Genomic DNA, 22,264 nt, shown 5'->3' with positions numbered 1-22,264 from the left:
CCTCACCGCCTCGCGTGACGTCATGCGCCGTGAGCCGGTCGCGCCCGCGCTGCCAGTTCGCGGCCGGCCCCCTCGCCCCCGGTAACCTGTCCCTTCCGCCAGGTGGCGCGCCGCGTCGGCCGACGCCCCGACCCGTCCCGTCGAACCTGTCCCTTCCGCCAGGCTCATCGCCGCCGCCGATCGCCCGGCCTCGAGCGCCGCGCCCGGGTGTCGCCAGCCCTCACCCGGGCCGCGGGCGTCCGCGCCGCGGTGAGTTGTCTAACTTCGTGAAACCCGCGGCGCGTCAGCGCGCTGTGGCATCGTCCCGCCCGATGTCACGCCTCTCGCTCTCGCCCTGCGTCCTGGCCCTGTTCGCCCTCGCCTGCGACCGTCCGGCGGCCACGGAGACCCCGGCGCCCAAGCCCGAGCCCGTCGCCGCGCCGGCGCCCTCGCCGGTGCAGCGGGCCAACCTCGTCGCGCGCGAGCCGATCGGCGCCGGCGTGCTCGCGGCGCTCGACACCAACGTCGACCCCTGCACCGACTTCTATCAGTACGCCTGCGGCGGCTGGCTGCGGAAGACCCCGCCCCCCGCCGACAAGCCCCGCTACGGCCGCGGCTTCGGCGAAGTCACCGACCGCAACAACCAGGTCCTGCGCGCGATCCTCGAGCGGTCCGCCGCCGGCAAGTCGAAGGACCCGGTCGAGAGCAAGCTCGGCGCCTTCTACGCCGCGTGCATGGACGAGCCCGCGATCGACAAGGCCGGCATCGCTCCGCTCAAGCCCCTGCTCGCGCGGGTGAAGGGCGTCAAGGACGCCAACACCATGATGACCGTCGTCGGCGGCCTCGACGCCGACCAGTTCGGCGGCCACGGCCCGCTGTTCGACCTGTTCGTCGAGCCCGATCCCAAGCGCCCCGACGTCTACGTCGTCTTCGTCGACCAGGGCGGCACCGGCCTGCCCGACCGCGACTTCTACCTCAAGACCGACGAGCGCACCAAGGCGCTGCTGGCCGCCTACCAGGCCCACGTCGCGCGCATGCTCGGCTTCCTCGGCGACGCCCCCGAGGTCGCGACCGACCTCGCCGCCAAGATCGTCGCCTTCGAGACCGCGCTGGCCGAGCTGCAGACCCCGCGCGATCAGATGCGCGACCCCGACAAGACTTACAACCTGCTCGGCGTCGAGGGCCTCGCCAAGCTCGACCCCGAGCTCAACTGGGCCGGCTTCTTCAAGGCGTTCGGCTACACCAAGCTCGGCGCCGACGTCAACGTCACCGTCCCGAGCTACTTCGAGAAGCTCGGCGGGCTGCTGCGCGGCACCGACCCGAACACCCTGCAGGCCTACCTGCGCTGGCACATCCTCCGCGCCAGCGCGCCCGCCCTGAGCAAGGACATCGTCGACGCCGACTTCCAGTTCACCGCGGCGCTGACCGGCGCCAAGGAGCTGTCGCCGCGGTGGGAGCGGTGCGTCGGCTGGGCCAACCTGGGCCTCGGCGAGCTCGTCGGGCAGGCCTTCGTCAAGGAGCGGTTCGCCGGCGCCAGCAAGGACATCGCCCTCGAGATGATCGCCGCCATCGAGGAGGCGTTCGCCGCCGGCCTGCCCGCGCTCGCGTGGATGGACGACGCCACGCGCCAGCGCGCGCTCGAGAAGGCCAAGGCGCTCCACAACAAGATCGGCTACCCCGACAAGTGGCGCGACTACGGCAAGCTCAAGCTGCAGCGCACCGGCCACGCCGCCAACGGCCAGGCGATCCGCAAGTTCCTGCTGCAGCGGGACTTCGACCGCGTCGGCAAGCCGGTCGACAAGGGCGAGTGGCACATGCCGCCGGCGCTGGTCAACGCCTACTACAACCCGAGCGCCAACGAGATGGTGTTCCCGGCCGGCATCCTCCAGCCGCCGTACTTCAGCGCCGACTTCCCGATGGCGATGAACTTCGGCGGCATCGGCATGGTCATGGGCCACGAGCTCAGCCACGGCTTCGACGACCAGGGCCGCAAGTTCGACAAGGACGGCGTCCTGCGCGAGTGGTGGGACCCGGGCGTCGCCGCCAAGTTCGAGACCCGCGCCAAGTGCATCGAGACCACCTACGGCGGCATCGAGGTGCTGCCCGCGGTCAAGCTCAACGGCAAGCTCACCCTCGGCGAGAACATCGCCGACTTCGGCGGGATCAAGGCCGCCTACGCCGGCTACAAGCTGCACGCCAGCAAGAAGCCCGAAGAGCCGCTGATCCAGGGCCTCACCTCCGAGCAGTTGTTCTTCATCGGCTTCGCCCAGGGCTGGTGCACCCACGAGACCCCCGAGAGCCAGCGCCTGCGCGCCACCATCGACCCGCACAGCCCCCCCAAGCAGCGCGTCAACGTCCCGCTGGCCCACTTCTCCGGCTTCTGGGAGGCCTTCCAGTGCCAGCCCGGCGCCGCCATGCGCGCCAAGGACGCCTGCGAGGTCTGGTGAGCCGCCCGCGGCGCTGCGAGCCCTCCGCGCAGCGCCGCCCCCGGTCGCCCCGTGCGACGGCGACGTCGAGCCGGCGCTCGAGGACATGTTCCTTCGCACAGGTCTCGAAGGACAGGGCTTGAAAGACCGCGCCGTCTCCGCGCTCTTCGACTGAAGTCGTCCGTCGCGCCGCCAGTCGAGCGACCCGTCTCGGTGTGCCGAGTGCCGGCGTGACGCGCGATCCACCCCCTTGCCGCTCGTGCTCGGCCGGCTGCAGACGGCCGGCCAGATCCGCCGCCAGCCCATGGGCGGCCGCCTCGATCAGCAGCGCTACGCCTACGTCCGCTCGACCGACTCGCCGCTGACCGGCTTCGCCCTCGCCGAGGACGAGGCGTACGTCGAGCTCGCGCGCCGGTTCTTCCGCTGGAGCGGCCCCGCCAGCCTCGCCCACTTCCAGGCTTTCTCGGGCCTCGGCGTCAAGGCCAGCAGGTCGGCCGTCGCCCCGCTGGCCCTGCGACCTGTCGCGGAGGACAGCCGCTGCTGGCCCTGCCCGAGCACCTCGACGCCCTGCGCGCCTTCGTCCCGCCCGAAACCCCCGTCTACCGCCTCGTCGCCAGCCTCGACGGTCTGATGTTGCTGCGGCGCCAGCTCGAACTCCTGCTCAAACCCGCCGACGTCCTGCGCGTCGAGACCATCGGCGGTCTGCAGGACCTGCCGAGCCACGCGATCGTCGGCCGCGGCCGGATCGTCGGCCTGCGGGAGTACGACCCCGAGCGCGAGGACATCGCCTGGACCAGCTTCGTCCGCCCCGACGCCGCCCTCCGCGCCGAGGTCGAGCGCACCGCGGCGAGGATCCGCGCACCTCGGCGACGCCCGCTCCTCGTCGGGGAGCGCCTCACGGCGGGCTCGCCCGCTCCGACCCTTCGCGCGTCGGCCCGCGGCGAGAGCGAGGAGCGCCCGCCGTGACCCCCGCCGGGCGCGACCGAGCACCTGACTTCCGCAGCCCTATGCCACGCGGAAGCGCAGCGTCGACCCGTCGGACGTCACCGCGAACCTCTCCAGCGGCGCCTTGGCCGGCCCCTTCAGCACCGCCCCCTGAGCGTCGAAGCGCGAGCCGTGGCACGGGCAGTCGAGGCTGCGCTCGGCCGCGTTCCAGCCGGGGGTGCAGCCCATGTGCGTGCATTTGAGCAGCAGCGCCTCGTAGCCTTCGCCGTCGCGGACCACCAGCACCGGCTTTTTGATCCCCGCCACCGCCAGCGTCATCACCCCGCCCGGCTGCGCCAGCTCGGGCGCGTCCGCGAGCGCGATCGCCACCTCGCCGCCTTCGGCCGGCACCTCGTGCGCGGGCGGCAGCTTGCCGACGCAGCCGACCACCACCAGGCTCACCACCCCCGCCCCCGCCCCAAGCAGCTCGCGCCGGGTGTACGCCGTCGAATTCGCCTTCGGTCGATCGTCTGCCATCATGGCCGAGACATACACCGCGCGCGCGGCGTCGGCCACTCGCTCGCAGGTCGCACGCCATCGACCTCGCCCTCGCTCGACCCCGCCGCCGTGAAGGCTGGAGCTCCTGCCCGCGCTCGCGGCAGCATGTCCCCATGCCCGCGAGCCCGCGCGCTCCGACGAGCCGCCCCGGTCGCGCGGATCCTGCTCCGCGCCGCCGACCTGCTCCACCGCGCCACCACGCGCGTGCAGCAGGCCGCCGCCGAGCTCGACGACATCCTCGCCGGCCAGCCGATCACCCTCGTGCCCGCGCTCGACCCGCGACGTCCTCGCCGCCGCGCTCGGCCGCCGCGATCAACGGCTGCGGATCTGGGCCGCGCAGCTCGCCCTCGACCCCGCGATCACGCCGCCTTCCGCGCTCCGGGAGCTCGCGCCGATGCTCGCCGCCGACCGCAACCCCGCCGTCCGCGTCGCCGGCGTCCGTGGCTTCGCCGCCCGCGGCGACCGCGAAGCCCTCGTCCGGGCCACCTTCGACCCGCACGGCCTGGTGCGCCATCACGCGCGGATCCTCCTCGCCGACACGTTCGGCGCGATCGACTACCGCGGCCGTGCCCTTGCGGCCCTCGCCGAAACAGGCGCCACCCGCCCCGCCCTGGTCGGCGCCCTCGCCACCCTGTCGGAGTTCGGCCGTCGCCCCGACCGCCCCGCCGTCGCCGCCCTGGTCGCCGACCCGCGCCCCTCGGTCGCCCGCGAGGCCCGACGCACGCTCAAGCTGCTCGAACGCCTGCCATGAACCCCGCGTGAAGCCGAGGGTCGTTCAGCGACAGGTTCATAAAGACATGTCCTGAAGAACATGCCTTTCAGGACATTACTCGATGGGCATGTCCCGAAGCGCATACATCCCGGCCCTGCCGACCGCTCCCGTCCGCGCTCGGTGCCGGCGAGCTCCTGCTCGGGGCGCGCGAGCTCGCGTCACGGCCTGGGTCATCGCGCGAGCTCGGGTCGTCGCTCCGCTCCCGCGCGCTCCGGCGCCGACGCCGGCGTTTCCCCCTTGCGCGCGCCCCGTCCGCAGGGCATGCCAGGGCTGCGCATGCACCTCCGCAGCCTCCTCGCGTTCGCCGGTCTCGTCCTGGCCTGCGGCCGACCGCCGGGGTTGCCGTCGTCGGGCCTCGCCGGCAGCGCCGACACCGGCGAGCGCTTCTCGGGCGCCGCCGCGCTCGCGCGGGTCGACCTCCTCCTCGACCGCTACCCGCGAGCGCTCGGCGACGCGCGGCGGGCCGGCGCGATCGAGGCGCTCGCGGTCGATCTACAGGCCGCCGGCGCCGCCGTGGTCGACCGCCTCGAGCACCGCGGCGCCGACCCGCTCACCGGCGTCGGCTTCGACATGACCACGCTCCTCGGCCACGTCCGCCCCGAGGCGCCGCGCCGGTTCATCCTCGCCACGCACTTCGACACCCGCCCGTGGGCCGAGTCCGACCCCGACCCTTCGCGCCGCGACCAGCCGATCATCGGCGCCAACGACGGCACCAGCGGCCTCGCCGTCGTGCTCGAGCTCGTGCCGCTGCTCGTCCGCCAGCTCCCGCCGGACATCGGCCTCACCGTCATCCTGTTCGACGGCGAGGAGCTCGGCCGCCCGGAGCTCGGCCCGTACCTCGCCGGCTCGCGCGCGCTCGCCACGGAGGTCCTCCAGGGCCGCTTCCCCCTGGTGGCCCGCGCCGAGTTCGGCGTCGTCCTCGACATGGTCGGGGACCGTGACCTGCGGATCCAGCCCGACCGCGCCAGCCTGGCCCAGCACCCGGCGCTGATCGAACGGATCTGGTCGATCGGACAGGCGCACGGCTTCACCGCCTTCGACCCCGCCCCGCTGGCCGTGCCGCTGCTCGACGATCACGTCCCGCTCGACGAGGCCGGCGTGCCCTCGATCCTGCTCATCGACTACGACTACCCCGCCTGGCACACCCACGCCGACACGCGCGACAAGCTCGACGCGCGCAGCCTCGGCGCCGTCGGCGAGACCCTCCGCCTCGCCTTCCTCGACCTCGCCGCCCGCCCGCTCCCCAGCCCTCGCAGCTGACGCAGCTCTCGTCACCCCAGCTCGAGCTCGCGCGACGCAACCCATCAGCTCGCGGCCGAGAGCGGGCCCGCGAGCCCGCTTCAGCGGCTCCCGCGGTTGACGCAGCTCGCGTGCGCGCCGGTGCAGTCGGCCGTGCAGAGCCCGAGGTTCTCGCCGCAGTCGAGCTTGCACGTCTCGCGGTCCGTCTCGATTTTCTGCTTGCTGCACCCGCGCTCGCACTGCGCCTGCACCTTCACGCACGCGCCCTCGCAGGTCGTCCGCGCCGCCTGACACGAGCCACCCGCGGCCGCCCCGGGCGTGCTGGTGGCCGGCGGCCGCGTCGGCGGCGTAGCGGTCGGCGTGGCCGTCACCGTCGCCGGGGCTGGCCGCGGCGCCGTCATCACCGTCGGCGCCGGCGCGGCCGTGATCCACCCCGTCGGCACCGCGTCGAGCGCCACGTCGACCACGCTCGCCGAGTTCTCGCAGGTCAGGCGGCAGGTCGCCAGGTCGGTCGCCTTCAACCTGACCGGTCCCTTACGACATGTCTCGAGGCACATGGCCAAAAAGCTAGACGGCCCGACTCCCAGGCTCGGCGGCGCCACCGAACCGGTCGCCACCGCGATGGGACCGCCCGTCGCGGCGCTCGCGGGTCCGTTCGTCGCGCCGCTCGCCGTCGCGCTCGCCCCGCTCGGCCGCCCCGTCCCTGCCGTCTCCTCCAGTTGGTCGCACTCGAGCTGGCAGGTCGCCCGGTCGTCGGTTGACAGCGTCCGATCGGCCGCGCACTCCGCCTTGCACGCCGCCCGGCCTGTCGACGTCGGCGTCGGCGGCGTCGGCGTCGGCCTCGGCGACGGCGTCGGCTTCGGCCCTGCCCCCGTCTTCGCCTTTCCCGCGATCTGCGAGCGGATCAGCTCCGGATCGGTCGCCGCGTCCTGCTCGCAGTCCAGGCGACAGGTCGCCCGGTTGGTGTCCGACAGCCGCGCGCGGTTGCACCGGTCCAGGCAGGCCGACAGCGCGTCGGCGGGAGCCGCCGCGGCCAGCGACGCCCCCACGCCCATGGCCACGGTGAAGCTGACGGCGAGAGTCGGGCCGCGTGCGATCCACATGGCGAAACCTCCTGAGGCGGGCTCAGCGCCACCATAACAGAAGATCTCGGAGCGGCCAGTTTCCGGGCCCTGCCGCCCCGCAGGCCGGCTTCCATGCGCGAGCGGCCGTCCGCTCCGAGGCGCCTCGCGGGGCCTCGGCCCGGAGGCCCTCCGGCCCGAGAGGGCCGTGAAGCGAATGAGCCCGGTCGGGATCGAACCGACGACCCACGGATTAAAAGTCCGTTGCTCTACCAACTGAGCTACGGGCCCTGAGCCCCTGAGGCGAGCTCAAGGGCCCAGCCGCGCGTGAGAGACGACCCTGACGGGATTCGAACCCGTGTTGGTGGCGTGAAAGGCCACTGTCCTAGGCCTCTGGACGACAGGGTCACGAGCGCCACGCGCGGCTGGGACCTGCGGCTTTTACTCGACTGTGATGCGGCCCGCAAGCGCCTCGGTTCGAGGACCGCGTGCGTTAGCCCCGCCGCCGTTATTTGGCCTTCACGTCCTTGGCGGGCTTGGCCGGCTTGGCGCCCGCCGGCTCGGCCGTGAGCCCGCCGCCCGCGCTCCCACCCGCGGGCGGCGCAGCGCTGACCTGCGCGTCGACCGGCGACGCGATCGATCGCGGCTTCACCAGCAGCGACTTGCCGCTCGCCACCAGCACCGGCTTCAGCGCGTCCCAGTGGGCCGGGTCGGTCTCGTACAGCGCGAAGTAGCCGTACTTGTCGTTCGCGTCGCGCAGCACGAACCACCCGCGCACCGCCGGCGCCCCGGTGGCCGCGTCGGCCGGCGCCGAGTAAGCGCCGGTGTACGTCTTTCCGCGGGTCCCCTCGTCCTCCCACGTCGCCGTGCCCTTGGCGATCCCGCGCAGCTCGAGCACCTGATCACGCACCGCCGTGACCGGCGCGTTCGGGTACTCGAAGAAGCCGACCGCCGCGTACGCCACCGGCTGCCCGCAGCTCGTCGCCTGGTCGGGCGCGACCGCCTGGGCGTAGAACGGGTTCTGCTCGGCCAGCTCGACCCCCTTCGGCATCCGCACCAGGATCCGCGTGCCGAACAGCGCCGTGGGGGTATCCGCGAGCGCCGGCTGACACGGCGGCGGACCGGCCGGCGCCGCCCCGCCCCCGCCGGCCTCCCCCCCGGCCTCGTCGACCCGCCGCGCCGGCTTGCCCTGAGGACCTGTCCCAGAGGACATGGCCCCCGAGCCAGTGCTGGCGCTGGCGCTCACGGCACAGCCGGCGAGCGGGGCCCACGCGAGCGCGAGAGCGAGAGACAGGGCGACGCGCGACATCGAGATCTCCTTGGCGTGACGGGCCCGGGGCCCGGCGTGGCGCGATCACACCGCGTGCCGCCGGCGAAGTCAATCCGCGGACGAACGCGACGACCTCGCCGAGAACCACGTCCGCGGAAAGCCGAGCTCGCCAGACCCGGCGATCCCGGCCCCTTCCTCTGCCCGCCTCCGCCGATCGCGTCGCCGAGATCGACGCTCGTCCTGCGCCCGCGGACCTCGCCTCATCCATCGCAACGCCGCGGTCGACCCTGCGCCCGCCGAACCTCGCCCCATCACGCGCAGGACCGAGATCGACGCCCGCCCTGCACCCGCGGAACCTCGCCCCATCACGCGCAGGACCGAGATCGACGCCCGCCCTGCGCCCGCCGAACCTCGCCCCATCACGCGCAAGATCGCGGTCACCGCCCGTCCGGCAGCGAGCTCGAGATGATCGACAGCGCGACCGGCAGCCGGCGCATCGACCACCTCGACCCGGGCCCGTACAGCCTGATCGCCGTCGCCGACACCGGCCCTGCGACAGCTCGCCGTCGTCCGCGCCGTCGCTCGTCCGAGGCCGCACGCGGACTCGCCCGCGCCCGCGAAAACACAAGCGGCCCCGCGCCGAAGCGCGGAGCCGCCGTGACGCGCCTTGCGACGCGATCAGCTCACTTGCCCTTCTTCTTGCCCGTCGGCGCGGGCGTCGGGGCCGGCGCAGGAGCGATGTTCGGCCCGATGCGGAGGCGGTTGCCCGACTCCTGGAAGGTCTTGGCCAGCGCGTTCCAGGCGTTCGGGTGCGTCTCGAGCGCGTACCAGAACGTGTAGCCGGCCTTCTCCTTGAGCACGAACCAGCCCTTGATCGGCGGGTTGCCCTTCGAGTCCTCGGGGATCGAGTACGAGCCGGAGTAGTCGCGGCCCTTCTCGGTCTCGTCGGACCAGGTCACCTCGCTCGGCGGCACGCCGCGCGCGGCCTGAATCGTCTCGTCGCGGATCTGCTTGACGTTCTTGCTCGCGTCGGTCTGGAAGTAGCCGAGCGCGCCGAAGCTGATCACGCCGTCGCACGTGGAGACGGTCTCCTTGGTGGCGATGCGGGCGAAGAACGGGTTCTCCTCGACCAGGTCCATGCCCTTCGGCAGGCGCAGGATGACGTTGTCGGCGAACACGGCCTTCGGCGTGTCGCCCACCTCGGCGTCGCACACCTTCTGCGACGGATCGGGCTCGCCGGCCGCGGCGCCCGCATCACCGCCGCCCGCCTCACCGCCGGACTCACCACCCGCTTCACCACCGCCGGACTCACCACCTCCGGCGGATGCACCGCCGGCGCCGGTCTCGCCCGGTGGAGTCGTGCCGTCGGGGGTCTTCTTGCCACAGCCAGCCACCGCCAGACCGAGCACCAGGACAGGAACAGCCAGAGTTCGAAGCAGCATCACGTTTCGGGTTCTCCTCTGAGAGGCCGGCACGGTAACACAACTCCAGCCCCGGCGCCTCGTCCGCGATATGTCACGCACGGGTCGCAACTTCGATGTGGCGGATCCGCACACGCAGCGAAAAGCCCGCCGGCCATGAAATTCCGCGTATCTGGCGGCACGGCCTTCCAGCCCACGTGCGCGGCGATCCAAGCGTATGGCCGATCGCACCTGTTCGATCGCACAGCCTGCGGCGGCAGCACCGCGTCGCGGCCACGCCGGTTCGCCGCACCGCTTGCGCGCGGCAGGTTGCGCTGGCGCACAGTCTAGCGCCGCGCGGGCATCAGTCGGACCCTGTCCCAAAGCGCAGGCTGTAGAGCGCCACGCCGAACGCCACGCTCACGTTGAGCGACCCCTTGATCCCGAGCATCGGCAGCGCCAGCACGCGCTCGCAGCGGGCAAGGATCCGCGGGTCGACGCCCGACACCTCGTGCCCGACCACCAGCACGATCGGCGAGCCGGCGCGCTCGCGCAGCGCCGAGAACCACGGCGTCGCCCGCGGTCCGCCCTCGAGCGCCCACAGGCGATAGCCGGCGTCGCACAGCCAGGCGGCCGCCGCCGCGCCGTCGCGGTGCAGCGTCCACGGCACCGTCTTCTCCGCGCCGAGGGCCGTCTTCGCCATCGCCGGGTGATCGGGCGTCGGCGTGAACCCGGCCAGGTGCATGTGCAGGACCCCGGCCCCGTCGGCGGTGCGGAACATCGAGCCGACGTTCTTCAGGCTGCGGACGTTGTCGAGCAGCGCGGCCACCTGCGGCCCGCTCGCCTGCGCCGGCGTGCGCGCCTCGTGGGTCTCGTAGGGTTCGGGGTCGACGGCCGTCGGTCCGCCGCAGTGCGGACACGACTCGCCGAGCGGGCTGCCCTCGGCCACCGGGAAGCGGAGGCGGCAGCTCGCGCGCTCGCATTGACGGGCGATGAAGCGGGTCACCGGGCGCGAGGGTAGCAGCGTCGGCCGGCGACCTGCTAAAGTGTCGTCAGCGTGGCCTACCGCGACGATCGTGAGGCGATGATCTTGCAGCTCGCCGCGCTCGAGCAGGAGAACGAGCGGCTGCGGCGCGAGCTCGCCGAGGCCGACGCGCGCGCCCGCGGGGTCGCCGACGACACCCGCGAGCGCCGCCGCTCCGGCGCGCACAAGACCTGCGTCATGTGCGGCGGCGTCACGCTGCTTCCGGTCGCCATCTTCGCCGGCCACGACACGCGCGCTCCGTTGCCGCTGCACATGAGCACCCTGCGGTTCACCTCGCCGAGCGGCGGCTTCACCCACTCCGCGCCGGTCCACTCGCTCGCCTGCTCCACCTGCGGCTTCATCCACAACTTCATCGACATGACCCATCGGACGGGGGGGGGCTGAACATCCGAGGAGGACCGGTCCGGGCGCAACCGAGCTACCATCGCCGACCTCTGCCACATGTCTGCCGGTCCTCCGACTCGACCCCGCAAGCTCGCCGTGTTCGGCGGCGGGCTCGGCTCGCTCAGCGCCGTGTTCGCGCTCACGGAGCTGCCCGGCTGGCGCGAGCGCTTCGACATCACCGTCTACCAGATCGGCTGGCGCCTCGGCGGCAAGGCCCGCAGCGGCCGCAACCTGCGCGCCCACGCCCGCAACGAGGCGCTCGGGCACCACGTCTGGTACGGCTGGTACGACAACGCCTTCGCGCTCGCGCGGCGCGTCTACGCCGAGACCCGGCGGGCCCCCGGCGCCCCGCTCGCCACCTTCAAGGAGGCCTTCAAGCCGTGCGACCATCTGCTCCTCGGGACAGGTGACCGAACGGACCGCACCCCGCCGTGGAAGATGAGCTTGCCGCGCGGCGACAGCCTGCCCGGCGACGGCGCCGCGCAGCCGAGCGTGTGGCACTTCGCCCAGACCTTGCTGCTCTGGGCGATCGATTGCATCCCGCGCCTGCACCCGCAGTACGCGACCTGGTCGGCGATCGTCCCGCGCTGGCCCGACGCCTCGCGCTCGTTGTGGCCGGCCCTGATGCGCCGCGCCGGGGGCCAGGGCGTGCGCGCCTACGACGGCTTCGATCCGCAGCGCCCCGATTACGACGATCTGCTCCGCCGCGCCGCCGCGGCCGTCCACGGCGAGGACGCCCCGAAGACCTCGCGACAGCGGCGCGCCTGGGCCCAGCCGCTCACCCACTGCGGCGAGCACAGCCTGCGCAGTCTCGTCGGCCTCGGCGCGCGCCAGACCCACCCGCAGTTCACCACCATGGTCGACCTCGCGCTCGCCACCGTGCGCGGGATCCTCCACGACGGCCTCGATCGCGCCGGCTTCTCCGCCATCGACGACCAGGACCTGCGCGCCTGGCTGCGCCGCCACGGCGCCTCCGAGGAGGCGCTCGCCAGCACCGTGCTGGTCGCCCTCTACGCCGACCACATGTCCTATGAGTCAGGCGACGCCGAGCGCCCCGCGGCGGCCGCCGGCGCGCTCTTGCGGGCCGCGCTGCGCCGCTACCTCGCCTTCTCCGGCGCCCTCTATTACATTCCCGCCGCCGGCCTCGGCGAGGTCCTGTTCGCCCCGCTCTACCGCCTCCTGCGCGACCGCGGCGTCCACTTCCGCTTCTTCCACAAGCTCAAGCACCTCTGCCCGGACCCGAAGCAGCCGGCCGTCTCGGCCGCCGTCGTCGGCCGCCAGATCGAGCTCGCCCCCGGCGTCGAGGAGTACGAGCCGCTGATCAAGGTCAAGGGCCTGCCGTGCTGGCCGAGCCGACCGCTCTACTCGCAGATCGTCCTCGGCGACGATCCCGTGATCCAGGCCATCGACTTCGAGGCCAACGAGTCGCCCGAGGTCGAGGAGGTCGTCCTGCGCGCCGGCGTCGACTTCGACGACATCATCCTCGGCATCCCGCCGCCCGCGCTCGCCGGGGCCGCGCGCGAGCTCGCCGCCCGCGACCCGCGCTGGGAGGCCCTGCTCGAGCACACCCACTCGATCGCCGCCATGGGCGCGCAGCTGTGGCTCTCGCCGACCTGGGCCCAGCTGCTCGGCGGCCCGGCGCAGGCCGGCGCCGGCGGGATCGTGCGCACCGAATTGCCGCGGTGGGTCAACCTCTCGACCGCCGCCGCCTACGAGGGTTGGCCGCGCGAACACTGGCCGGGCGCCATCGCCTCGCTCAGCGGTCCGCGCCCCGACCGGTCCGCCGACGGCAGCCGCGAGCCCGTGCGCGACATCGCCGAGACCTGGCTCAAGAGCCATCCGCGCGCCTTGTGGCCCGAGGCCTCGCTCGCCGGCGCCGACGAGTTCAACTGGGAGCTGCTGCTCGACCCGCAGGGCCGCGCCGCCGAGCACCGCCTGGCCGCCCAGCACTGCTGGGCCACCCAGAACGCCAGCGATCGCCAGATCGTCACCCTGCCCGGCGATCCGCGGCACCGCCTCGCCGCCGGCGACAGCGGCTTTCGCAACCTCTGGCTGGCCGGTGACTGGGTCGGGGGTGGCCTCGACCTCGCCTGCGCCGAGGGGGCCGTCATGGCCGGGCTCCAGGCCGCGCGCGCGGTGAGCGGCGACGCGATCGTGATTCACGGCGAGCGCGACTGCATCGACTCGGACTGATCCGCCGCGCGATCGGGGCGTGACGAGCGAGGCAGCGGGCCCCGGGCGCGGCAGCAGCGACCCGACGCGCGTGTCACGAGCGAGACTCGCTCGCCGAGCCCGACGTGTCGTCCGGGTCGGCGTTCGACCTCCGCGGCTCCAGGGTTCGCCGCGAGCACCCCGCATCGCCGGCCCGCCGCGAGTGGCCGCCAGCCCGGCGATCCGTCCGCGCGCGTGGCGGACCGCCCGTGCGCAGCGTCTTGCGCCTGGGCGGCGGCCGGCACGGACCGCGATCGGCCGGAGACTTTACACCTCGGCGCGCTCGGTTGATCCTGACGGCCGTGCGCTGTCTTTCCGTCCTGGTCGCGCTCGCGCTCGCGCTGCCGACCGCCGCGGCCGCCGCTCCCGCGCGCAGCATCGGCAACGAGGGTCTCACCGATCCGCGCCAGCGGCAGCTGCCTGCGCGGCATCGCCTGCGGATCGCCATCGTCGCCGACTGGGTGCGCGCCAGCCAGGCGTGCGACGACAGCCCCAAGCGGTGCCAGCGCTTCCACTTCGCGCCGCTGCTCCTCGACTTCGCCTATCAGCTGCAGTTCGCCAGGTATGGCATGTTCCGGCCGAGCATCGGCATCGGCTACAACGTCGGCAACTCGCGCAACGCGATGCCGGCGGTCCTGCAGCCGAGCCTGTTCGCCGGCTATCAGGGCAAGCTGTTCGGCGCCGCCGCCGGCTGGAGCTTCATCTTTCCGTTCCCGACCGTGGCCAACCAGGACGACGGTCACCAGGGACTGGCTCAGCCGGCGCTGTGGGGCAACCATGCGGTGCAGCTCGAGCTCTCGCTGACCAGCCGGCTCGACCGCGGCGCGCTCAACTTCGGCCTGCGCGTCGGCGGCATGAGGACGCACCTCATCCACCTCAACCTCGACCTCAAGCGCTGGTACCCGATCGTCACCTTCAGCCTCGGGTGGTATTTCGAGGTCGGCAAGCGGAGGAAAGAGCGCGCCGCCGCGTCACCGTGAGCAAGGCCACGCGCATCCTCGCGCCTGCGCTCGCCACCTGACGCAAACCCCCGTATCTTCGTCGCGCGCGCGCGACGACGCCGCGGAGGGTTCATGAGCAACAATTCGTCCCGGTCCGAGCGGGCGCTGATGAAGGGCGCCCGGGCCGACGTCACCGCCGCGATCGGCAACACCCCGATCGTCCGTCTCAACCACGTCACCGAGGGCCTCACGTCCGAGGTCTACGTCAAGCTCGAGATGTTGAACCCGGCAGGTTCGATGAAGGACCGCGTGGCGCTCAACATCATCCGCGACGCCGAGACCCGCGGCATGCTGCAGCCTGGCGGCACCATCGTCGAGGCCACCAGCGGCAACACCGGCGCCGGCCTGGCGATGGTCGCGGCCACGCGCGGCTACAAGTGCATCTTCGTCATGCCCGACAAGATGTCGCGCGAGAAGATCGACAACCTCAAGTCGTACGGCGCCAAGGTCGTGCTGTGCCCGACGGCGGTCGACCCCTCCGATCCGCGCAGCTACTACTCGGTCTCGCGGCGGATCGTCGAGGAGACCCCGGGCGCCTTCTACGCCAACCAGTACCACAACCCCGCCAACCCCGAGGCGCACTACCTCAGCACCGCGCCCGAGCTGTGGGAGCAGACCGGCGGCGAGTTCGACGTGTTCGTCTCGGGCATGGGCACCGGCGGCACCCTGTCGGGCTGCGGCCGCTACTTCAAGGAGAAGAACCCGGCGGTCAAGATCGTCGGCGTCGACCCGGTCGGCTCGCTCTACTACGAGTACGTCAAGACCGGCCGGCTCACCAAGCCCTTCAGCTACTACGTCGAGGGCATCGGCGAGGACTTCCTGCCGTCGACGATGAACCTCAACATCCTCGACGAGATCGTCCAGGTCGACGACAAGGAGTGCTTCATCATGACGCGCGAGCTCGTGCGTCGCGAGGGCATCTCGGTCGGCGGCTCGGGCGGCGCCGCGGTCCTGGGCGCGATCAAGTACGCGCGCACGCTCAAGCAGCCCAAGCGCCTCCTCGTCCTGCTGCCGGACAGCAGCACCAAGTACCTCAGCAAGATCTTCAACGACGACTGGATGCGCCAGAACGGCTTCCTCGACGAGGACGAGGCCAGCGGCTACGTCGCCCACATCCTCAAGCGCAAGCCCGGGCGGACGATCACCGCCACCCGCGACACCTCGGTGCGCGTGGCGATCCAGACGCTCAAGGAGAACAGCATCAGCCAGCTGCCGATCCTCGACGAGCACGGCCGCCACTGCGGCATCGTCAGCGAGATCGACCTGCTCAACTTCCTCGTCCGCAGCGAGGGCCGGCTCGACGAGCCGCTGGCCGACCTCGTCAACAGCGACTACGCCACCGTCACCCCGCACACCCGGATCCAGCTGCTGCGCAGCATCTTCAACGACGCCAAGGTCGTGCTGGTCACCGAGGGCGACCGCCTGCTCGGCCTCCTCACCAAGATCGACCTCATCGACTACCTCGCCTCGCAGCAGTAGCCCAAGGGAACCGTCCGCATGGCTGTCTACGACCCCGCCTCCGATCACGTACCCGCCGGCGCCCGCTTCGAGACCCTGGCCATCCACGGCGGCCAGCACCCCGAGCCCGTCACCGGCGCGGTGATGCCCCCGATCTTCCAGACCTCGACGTACGCCCAGCGCGGCCCCGGCGAGCACAGCGGCTTCGAGTACAGCCGCACCCACAACCCGACCCGCTACGCGCTCGAGCGAGCGATCGCCTCGCTCGAGGGCGGGCACTACGGCCTCGCCTTCGCGTCGGGCCTCGCGGCCACCAACACCGTCCTGCAGCTGCTCGACGCCGGCGATCACGTGGTCGCCGGCGACGACATGTACGGCGGCACCTTCCGTCTGTTCGACAAGGTGCTGCAGCGCCAGGGCCTGCGCTTCAGCTACGCCGACCCGACCGACCCAAACACCTTCGCCGCGGCGATCACCCCGCAGACGAAGCTGGCCTGGCTCGAGACGCCGACCAACCCGATGCTCAAGCTCGGCGACGTCGCCGCGATCGCGGCGATCTGCCGGGCCAAGGGCGTGCTGCTCGCGGTCGACAACACCTTCCTCTCCCCGGCCTTCCAGCGCCCGCTCGAGCTCGGCGCCGACATCGTCGTCCACAGCACCACCAAGTACATCGGCGGCCACTCCGACACGGTCGGCGGCGCCGTCGTCTGCCGCGACTCGGGCCTCTACGATCGCCTCGTCTTCCTGCAGAACGCCGTCGGCGCGGTCCCCAGCCCGCACGACTGCTTCCTCACCCTGCGCGGCCTCAAGACCCTCGCGCTGCGGATGGAGCGGCACGCCGCCAACGCCGCCGCCGTCGCGGCCCACCTCGAGCGCCACGCCAAGGTCGAGCGCGTGATCTACCCCGGCCTCGAGAGCCACCCGCAGCACGGCCTCGCGCGCCAGCAGATGCGCGGCTTCGGCGGCATGATCTCGATCTACCTCAAGGGCGACCTCGAGGCCGCGCGCCGCTTCCTCAAGACCGTGCGCGTGTTCACCCTCGCGGAGAGCCTCGGCGGCGTCGAGAGCCTGATCGAGCACCCCGCGATCATGACCCACGCGTCTGTCCCGAAGGACACCCGCGATCGCCTCGGCATCGCCGACGGCTTCATCCGGATCAGCGTCGGCATCGAGCACGTCGACGACCTGATCGCCGACCTCGACCACGCCCTCGCGGCCGTCTGACGGCGCCAGCGCCGACATCGGCCGGGGGGTCCTCGCGCAGGACGTCCTCGGCCGTCGCAAGTCTCGGGACCGCTGCGTCCGGACCGCCACGGCGTCGGCGCCCGCGCTCGCTCGCCCGCGGGCCGCCTCGCCCGCCCCGCAAGCCGTCGCCTCAGCTCGCCGGATGGGCCTTGAGCCAGTCCCGGGTGTACGCGAAGTTCTCGGCCATGCTCTTCTCGATCTCCCCGAGCAGGTACGCCTCGAGCTTGCCGCCGACCAGGGGGATCCGCGCGTCGCAGTGCCCCTTCCACACGCGGCGCAGCTGCCCGCTGGGCAAGATGTCCCAGGTGTACTCGCCGCCGTAGTCGACCAGGTTGCCGATCACCGGCACCTGGATCGTCACGCTGTAGCGGCGCAGCGCGGCGTTGAACTCGCCGATCTCGGTGACGGTCGACGTGCCCTGGAACAGCCGCTTGAGTGCCCCCGGCAGCTCGCGGTCGGCCGCCAATTGCAGCTTGCGCCGCACGATCAGGTTCGGGCCCTCGCCCTCGCGCTGCAGGTCGCGCCGCACCACCGTCAGCCGCATGCGCTCGTAGAGCCCGCGGGCGTAGTCCTCGTCGAAGAAGAAAACCTCCCACAGGCGCTCGGGAGAGGTGTCGAACACGTGCTCGATGGTGTGCCGCACGGCCGCGAGTGTAGGCCGCCGACGGCGCCGCCGACAACGGCGCGTCCGCGACCTGTGACGCGGACCCCGGACCGTGAGCGCCGAACGTCGCTGCGACACGAATCGGTCCCGGGACCCCGCCACGAGCCTCGGTCGAGCGGCTCCGTCGCATCTCGGCCGCCTGTCGTCAGGCCCTGATTCGCGCCCTGAAGCTGCCGGCCTCCTCCTCAATCAGCCCGCCCGGCCGTTGCAGGCGAGCGACACGCTGCCTGGGAGCCTCCGTGCGTACCCACCACCCCGTCCTGCCTCGCGCCCATGCAACGAATGTCCGCCGACGGGCGGACCCGGGAAGCGAGCGACCCGAGTGACAGCGAGCGTCCGCCGAGGAAGCTCGCGGCCACGAACGCAACGAGCGTCCGCCGACCGGGCAGACCGAAGGCCTGCGCGGCGGGGACGCTCCTGCGCATCGGATTGCCGGGCGGACCGCGGAGGTCGCGGCCGCCGCGGCGTTCGCCGTTCGGCCTCAGCCGGTCGGCGCCGCGGCCTCTTCCTCGGCCGGCTTGGGCTCGTTGGCGCGGAACTTCCAGCTGAAGGTCGCCTGGCCGTCGCGCTGGTCGACCGGGTCGAGGATCAGGCCGTCGATCGCGTCGACGATGCACTTGCTCAGCGACTCGGGCGCCTTGGTGCGCTCCTTGTCCGCGACCACGTTGATGATCTTGCCGGTCTTCTTCTCGACCGTGAAGTTGACCACGACCTCGCCGTCGAGCTTCGGGTCGGTGGTGAGGGCCACGTCGTAGCAGTCCTTGACGGCCTTGTTGCGCGTCTCGAGGAGGCTGCGGGTGTCGTTCTTGTACGTCTCGGCGTCGCGGGCGACGCAGCTGCACCCCGGCACGACCGCGGACGCAGCGACGAACAGAAGGCTCAACATCGTGCTCTTGCGCATCACGAACTCCTTATCTTCGCTTTTCTCGCGGTGTGACTCACTTGGCGGGCGGCGGCGGCGGCGGCGGCGGACCGCTGCCGTCGGCCTCGGTCTTGGTCTTCTCTTCGATGACCGTCTTCTCCCCCGACTCGGGGTCGATCGCCACGCGCTTGCGGGTCACGTCCTGCTCGACGATGTTGAACTCGACGCGGCGGTTGTTCTCCTTGCCCTCCTCCGTCGACTCGTCCGACAGCGGCTTGCTCTCGCCGAAGCCCTTGGCCGTGAACATCTCCTTCGGGAGCCCGCCCTTCTTGACGAGGTACTCCATCACGGCCTTGGCGCGCTTGTCGGACAGCTTGAGGTTGTACTTGTCGCTGCCCTCGCTCGAGGTGTGACCCTCGATCGCGATCTTCTTGATGTGGGGGTTCTCTTTGATGACCGAGATGATCTCGGCCATCAACCCGTCCGACTCGGGGCGGATGGTCGCCTTGTTGAAGTCGAACTCGATCTTCTCGTTGATCTTGATCCGGTTCTCTTCCACCACGACCCGCTTCGGCTTCTCCTGCACAACCTTCGGTTTGGGCGGCGGCGGCGGCGGATCGCCGACGACGGACAGGGCGGACGCGTCTTCGAAGATCGTCGGGCCACAGGCCGCGAGCGGAGCGGTCGCCGTGAGCGCGAACGAGGCGACGAGCGCGAACTTCAGGCCCGACGTGGCTGGGCGGAAGTTCCCGCGATGGGGGTTGCGAGCGAAAATCATGAGGGGTCTCCCGATCGATGGGTAGCGAAAAAACCGCCCGATCCGGGCTTTTAGGCCGTCCGGGCGTCTTCGCGGGGGCATTTTGAACACATGTCATCGCCGGTGCAACGAAATGACTCGCCCCGCTCCTGAGCCACGAGTAGCCTTGTCGTATGCTCGCGCTCCGGAGGCCCCCCTCGGCCGGCCTCGCCCTCCTCGTCGTCGCCCTCCCGGTCGCAGCCGGCGCTGCCCCAGCCGCAGTGCCGGTCCAGCGGCCCACGAACACGGTTTCGGGAACGACGGGGCCGGCCCCTGCCCCCGTGGAACCGGCCCCGGCAACCGCACCTCCGGCCGCAGGCGTGCCCGCTCCGCCGCCTGAGACCGGCGCGGACCCGCCCTCGCCCATCGCCGAGCCGTCCGCGGCCGATCCCGCCACGGCGCCGGTCGCGCAGCCGGCGGCACCGGCCGAACAAGGGGGGACGCAAACCCCGGGGCTCGCCGAGTCGCTGCTCGGCCCGTCGGTCAACCAGCACCCCGAGAAGCGGCCCGCGAAGCCGGTACCGACCGAGGCCGAGGCCGCCGCGGCCGAGGACGCGGCGATCGCCGCGGTGTACCGCGACCTGTTCCGACCCAAGCACAACCCCGGTCGGTTTCACATCCTGGCGCGCGCCCAGTACAGCATGGGCAGCAGCTTCGGCAACAGTAGCCTGTCCGGAAGGACAGGTGGCGCCCAGGTCGACATCGGCCAGAGCTTCAACTTCATCGGCTACGCGCTGACGCTGCGCGGCGAGGGCGGCACGATCGACTTCGGCGCCGACGGCCGCAGCCAGATGACCGCCCTCCTCGGCGGCGGTCCCACGCTGTCGCTGGGCCGGCTCGGCTTCTTGCAGCGCGGCTACCTCGACTTCCGCGTCGGCTACGACTTCTTCTTCGCGCCCACGCGCGAGCGCCTGCTCGAGGGCGGCGCCGCCCGCCTGCCGGCCATGATGCCGCACGGGCCGCGCGCGCAGCTCAACCTCGGCCTCCTGCTCAGCCCCGATCGCTCGCGCAAGCTGTTCCACGGGGTCGGCCTCGGCCTCGGCTATCAGGTCCTCGTCGGCTCGTTCCGCGGCGACCTCCCGCCGTCGCAGTTCCTGCAGTTCGCCCTCCACTACTCGGGCGGCTGAGATCGCCGGCAGCTCGCCCGGCGCGCCTCGTACGGGGCCCGGCTCAGCGATAGAGCCCGGCCCGCGTCGCCTGCGACAGCGCGCCCTCGAAGCGATCGAGGCCCGCGCGCACGTGCATCACCAGCCGCTCGATCCGCGCCGACTCCTTGCGGGCCTCCGCGCTGGTGCGACGGAACGCGTCGCGCTCCTCGAGCGCGCCGCGGACGGGCCCGACGGACAGCCCGAGCCGCGCCAGCGTCTCCCGGTCGGCCTCGGGCAGGTCGTCGACCATCCCCAGCCAGTCCCACACGCCGCGGCGGGCGTTGACCAGCGCAACGTCGACCTCCTCGAGGCGATCGAGGTCGGAGCCGTCGCCGACGTCGACGCGCGCCAGCCACGGGTTGCGATCGGCGGCCTGCCACGCGCGCACCGCCTGCAGCGGCTCCTCGAGGGCCGTGCGCAGCAGCCGGGTCTCGTCGAACAGGCGGGCCAGCGCGGGCGACAGGTGGGCGCTCGTCACCGCCGGCAGATCGGGCGCCTCGGCCAGCGCCCGCAGCTCGCGCTCGAGGTTGGCGCGCTGCCGCTGCGCCTCTCGCAACGAGCCGAGAGGGCGCCGCAGCGACACCCCGATCATCAGCACGAACACGCAGTAGATGAGGAAGACGAGCACGGACCCGTCACATGTGCTGCAGCACGCGGGCCTTCTGCTGCGCGAACTCCTCGTCGGTGAGCAGCCCGGCGATCCGCAGCTCGTTCAACTTCTCGATGCGGGCGATGACCTCGTCGACCGCCGCGGCGCTGCGGGCCGGCGACTCCTGTCCCGTGGGACCTGTCCCGGAGGTCACCTGGCCGGGCTGGGTCCCCGGCGGGTAGACGCCCGGGTACCCGTGCTGCGGGTACGGGTAGCCCGCCTGCGGGTAGCCGGGGTGCGGATAGCCGGGCGGGTACTGCGAATAGTTCGACGGGTAGTAGGCCGGCGCCGGCGGCAGCATGTTGACGACCACCGGCGCGCCGCTCAGCGCGTTGTTGCCGTTGTAGCGGCGGTTGAACTCGTCGCGGTCCATCAGCGCGAGGATGATGAACTCGAAGAACGCGATGATCGCCGGGATCAGCGTCCACGCGAACGCGAGGTAGACGATGCCCGCGCCGACTTGACCGAGGTAGAACTTGTGCGCTCCCCAGCCGCCGAACAGCGGGAAGGCCAGGATCGACGCGATGTTCTTGTCCTTCATCCTTGCCCCTTCACCTCGCCCACTTGAGCCTGCCGCTCCGCCAGCGTGGGAGATCCCAGCACGGCGTCAGGGTTGTCTGCCAAGGTGTACACCCACTCGCCGGTGTCGAGGCTGAGGTCCTCGACGACCTCGCCCTGCTCTTTCATGTGTACCAGCGTCGACACCAGCGCCACCTGAGTCCACTTGAGCTCACTCTTGATGCGCTCGAACGTGGTCGGGCCGGTGCCGCGCAGGATCGCCCGCACGCGCCGGCTGCGCTCGGCGAGCAGCGACGGATCGACGCGGGCCGGCAGCGCCGTCGGCCCCGCCGACCCCGCCGAACTCGTCCGTTTGGCGAACGCCAGCACGGCCAGCCCAGCCCCGGCCGAGAACAACAGGTTGGTCAGCACGAGGCCTATCACCGAGAACGGGAACAGGCCGAGAGTGATCGCGCCGAGAGCCATGCACGCCGCGCCGCTGCCGAGCAGTACGCTCCACGGCGTCGTCACGCTGGCCACGTCGCGCGTGGCCAGGGCGGTCGAGAGCGGCGCCGGCGCGGCCTGAGGGGCGACCCCTGCCCCCGGCTGGACGATCTGGACCCGGCCGTGCTCGACGACCAAGTCGACGACCTTCTGCGCGCTCATGCTTCGTA

At 72.1% G+C, this 22,264-nt stretch carries 22 protein-coding genes and 2 tRNA genes; 11 read left to right on the top strand and 13 right to left on the bottom strand.

Going from position 1 to position 22,264, the window contains the following annotated elements; all coding sequences use genetic code 11:
- Nucleotides 1-311: 311 nt before the first annotated feature.
- The 3 genes from NAEX_RS46580 to NAEX_RS46570 all read left to right on the top strand — a co-directional run bounded on the left by NAEX_RS46580 (nucleotide 312) and on the right by NAEX_RS46570 (nucleotide 3,371).
- Complete coding sequence (locus tag NAEX_RS46580) at nucleotides 312-2,426, top strand: M13 family metallopeptidase (RefSeq protein ID WP_096334376.1); 2,115 nt, start codon at nucleotides 312-314, stop codon at nucleotides 2,424-2,426.
- Nucleotides 2,427-2,655: 229 nt separating this feature from the next.
- Entirely contained in the window at nucleotides 2,656-3,036 is a 381-nt protein-coding gene (locus NAEX_RS46575; protein ID WP_096334375.1) for a DNA glycosylase AlkZ-like family protein, read from the top strand.
- Nucleotides 3,036-3,371 carry a hypothetical protein gene (locus NAEX_RS46570; protein ID WP_096334374.1) on the top strand — a complete coding sequence of 112 codons (336 nt, stop codon included), beginning with the start codon at nucleotides 3,036-3,038 and terminating at the stop codon, nucleotides 3,369-3,371. Before NAEX_RS46575 ends, NAEX_RS46570 begins: the two co-directional genes overlap by 1 nt.
- Nucleotides 3,372-3,410: 39 nt before the next feature.
- On the opposite strand, the gene NAEX_RS53600 is transcribed toward NAEX_RS46570, so the two are convergent.
- Complete coding sequence (locus tag NAEX_RS53600) at nucleotides 3,411-3,866, bottom strand: QcrA and Rieske domain-containing protein (protein WP_177325853.1); 456 nt, start codon at nucleotides 3,864-3,866, stop codon at nucleotides 3,411-3,413.
- 415 nt (nucleotides 3,867-4,281) lie between these two features.
- On the opposite strand from NAEX_RS53600, the gene NAEX_RS46560 reads away from it, so the two are divergent.
- Nucleotides 4,282-4,638, top strand: coding sequence for a hypothetical protein (locus NAEX_RS46560; RefSeq protein ID WP_096334372.1), 357 nt, complete (start codon nucleotides 4,282-4,284; stop codon nucleotides 4,636-4,638).
- A 297-nt stretch (nucleotides 4,639-4,935) separates the two neighbouring features.
- Complete coding sequence (locus NAEX_RS46555; RefSeq protein WP_170136619.1) at nucleotides 4,936-5,919, top strand: M28 family peptidase; 984 nt, start codon at nucleotides 4,936-4,938, stop codon at nucleotides 5,917-5,919.
- An 80-nt stretch (nucleotides 5,920-5,999) separates the two neighbouring features.
- On the opposite strand, the gene NAEX_RS46550 is transcribed toward NAEX_RS46555, so the two are convergent.
- The 6 genes from NAEX_RS46550 to NAEX_RS49280 all read right to left on the bottom strand — a co-directional run bounded on the left by NAEX_RS46550 (nucleotide 6,000) and on the right by NAEX_RS49280 (nucleotide 10,635).
- Nucleotides 6,000-7,001 (bottom strand): hypothetical protein, encoded by a 1,002-nt coding sequence (locus tag NAEX_RS46550; protein ID WP_096334370.1) that lies wholly within the window; start codon nucleotides 6,999-7,001, stop codon nucleotides 6,000-6,002.
- Nucleotides 7,002-7,177: 176 nt separating this feature from the next.
- Nucleotides 7,178-7,250: transfer RNA gene (locus NAEX_RS46545), tRNA-Lys, on the bottom strand.
- Nucleotides 7,251-7,294: 44 nt separating this feature from the next.
- Nucleotides 7,295-7,367: transfer RNA gene (locus NAEX_RS46540), tRNA-Glu, on the bottom strand.
- A gap of 100 nt (nucleotides 7,368-7,467) precedes the next feature.
- On the bottom strand, nucleotides 7,468-8,268 hold the full coding sequence (locus tag NAEX_RS46535) for a hypothetical protein (RefSeq protein WP_100792695.1): 801 nt from the start codon (nucleotides 8,266-8,268) through the stop codon (nucleotides 7,468-7,470).
- A gap of 644 nt (nucleotides 8,269-8,912) precedes the next feature.
- Entirely contained in the window at nucleotides 8,913-9,671 is a 759-nt protein-coding gene (locus NAEX_RS46530) for a hypothetical protein (protein WP_143140154.1), read from the bottom strand.
- A 322-nt stretch (nucleotides 9,672-9,993) separates the two neighbouring features.
- Complete coding sequence (locus NAEX_RS49280; protein ID WP_100792696.1) at nucleotides 9,994-10,635, bottom strand: TrmH family RNA methyltransferase; 642 nt, start codon at nucleotides 10,633-10,635, stop codon at nucleotides 9,994-9,996.
- A 51-nt stretch (nucleotides 10,636-10,686) separates the two neighbouring features.
- On the opposite strand from NAEX_RS49280, the gene NAEX_RS49275 reads away from it, so the two are divergent.
- The 5 genes from NAEX_RS49275 to NAEX_RS46505 all read left to right on the top strand — a co-directional run bounded on the left by NAEX_RS49275 (nucleotide 10,687) and on the right by NAEX_RS46505 (nucleotide 16,952).
- Nucleotides 10,687-11,058: a hypothetical protein gene (locus tag NAEX_RS49275; protein ID WP_100792697.1), complete on the top strand. Its 372-nt coding sequence runs from the start codon at nucleotides 10,687-10,689 to the stop codon at nucleotides 11,056-11,058.
- Nucleotides 11,059-11,115: 57 nt separating this feature from the next.
- A complete protein-coding gene (locus NAEX_RS46520; protein ID WP_096334366.1) occupies nucleotides 11,116-13,251 on the top strand; it encodes an NAD(P)-binding protein in 2,136 nt (711 codons plus the stop codon).
- A 320-nt stretch (nucleotides 13,252-13,571) separates the two neighbouring features.
- The gene (locus NAEX_RS46515) at nucleotides 13,572-14,249 is read left to right on the top strand and encodes a hypothetical protein (protein WP_143140155.1); all 678 of its coding nucleotides are present in this window, start codon (nucleotides 13,572-13,574) and stop codon (nucleotides 14,247-14,249) included.
- A gap of 93 nt (nucleotides 14,250-14,342) precedes the next feature.
- Nucleotides 14,343-15,749, top strand: a complete 1,407-nt coding sequence (locus tag NAEX_RS46510) for a pyridoxal-phosphate dependent enzyme (protein ID WP_177325854.1) — start codon at nucleotides 14,343-14,345, stop codon at nucleotides 15,747-15,749.
- Nucleotides 15,750-15,767: 18 nt separating this feature from the next.
- A complete protein-coding gene (locus tag NAEX_RS46505) occupies nucleotides 15,768-16,952 on the top strand; it encodes a cystathionine gamma-synthase (RefSeq protein ID WP_096334364.1) in 1,185 nt (394 codons plus the stop codon).
- Between the two features lie 151 nt (nucleotides 16,953-17,103).
- Here the strand turns inward: NAEX_RS46505 and NAEX_RS46500 are convergent, their stop codons facing one another.
- The 3 genes from NAEX_RS46500 to NAEX_RS46490 all read right to left on the bottom strand — a co-directional run bounded on the left by NAEX_RS46500 (nucleotide 17,104) and on the right by NAEX_RS46490 (nucleotide 19,277).
- The gene (locus tag NAEX_RS46500; RefSeq protein WP_170136618.1) at nucleotides 17,104-17,616 is read right to left on the bottom strand and encodes a DUF2505 domain-containing protein; all 513 of its coding nucleotides are present in this window, start codon (nucleotides 17,614-17,616) and stop codon (nucleotides 17,104-17,106) included.
- A gap of 502 nt (nucleotides 17,617-18,118) precedes the next feature.
- Nucleotides 18,119-18,538, bottom strand: a complete 420-nt coding sequence (locus tag NAEX_RS46495) for an AgmX/PglI C-terminal domain-containing protein (RefSeq protein WP_096334362.1) — start codon at nucleotides 18,536-18,538, stop codon at nucleotides 18,119-18,121.
- Nucleotides 18,539-18,575: 37 nt separating this feature from the next.
- Complete coding sequence (locus NAEX_RS46490) at nucleotides 18,576-19,277, bottom strand: OmpA family protein (protein WP_170136617.1); 702 nt, start codon at nucleotides 19,275-19,277, stop codon at nucleotides 18,576-18,578.
- A 338-nt stretch (nucleotides 19,278-19,615) separates the two neighbouring features.
- Here NAEX_RS46490 and NAEX_RS46485 point away from each other — a divergent pair, with 338 nt between their 5' ends.
- Nucleotides 19,616-20,422: a hypothetical protein gene (locus NAEX_RS46485; protein WP_096334360.1), complete on the top strand. Its 807-nt coding sequence runs from the start codon at nucleotides 19,616-19,618 to the stop codon at nucleotides 20,420-20,422.
- A 43-nt stretch (nucleotides 20,423-20,465) separates the two neighbouring features.
- Here NAEX_RS46485 and NAEX_RS46480 read toward each other — a convergent pair whose 3' ends face one another.
- From NAEX_RS46480 to NAEX_RS46470, 3 genes are read right to left on the bottom strand one after another with little or no spacing between them, the layout of a single operon-like run.
- Complete coding sequence (locus NAEX_RS46480) at nucleotides 20,466-21,071, bottom strand: hypothetical protein (protein ID WP_096334359.1); 606 nt, start codon at nucleotides 21,069-21,071, stop codon at nucleotides 20,466-20,468.
- A 7-nt stretch (nucleotides 21,072-21,078) separates the two neighbouring features.
- Nucleotides 21,079-21,633, bottom strand: a complete 555-nt coding sequence (locus tag NAEX_RS52625; RefSeq protein WP_096334358.1) for an NINE protein — start codon at nucleotides 21,631-21,633, stop codon at nucleotides 21,079-21,081.
- Nucleotides 21,630-22,256, bottom strand: a complete 627-nt coding sequence (locus NAEX_RS46470) for a hypothetical protein (protein WP_096334357.1) — start codon at nucleotides 22,254-22,256, stop codon at nucleotides 21,630-21,632. The genes NAEX_RS52625 and NAEX_RS46470 overlap by 4 nt, the downstream gene beginning before the upstream one ends.
- Nucleotides 22,257-22,264 lie beyond the last annotated feature (8 nt).

The sequence above is a fragment of the Nannocystis exedens genome, assembly GCF_002343915.1.
GTDB classification, from domain to species: Bacteria; Myxococcota_A; Polyangia; order Nannocystales; family Nannocystaceae; genus Nannocystis; species Nannocystis exedens.
This window is presented reverse-complemented; position numbering and strand designations above follow the sequence as displayed.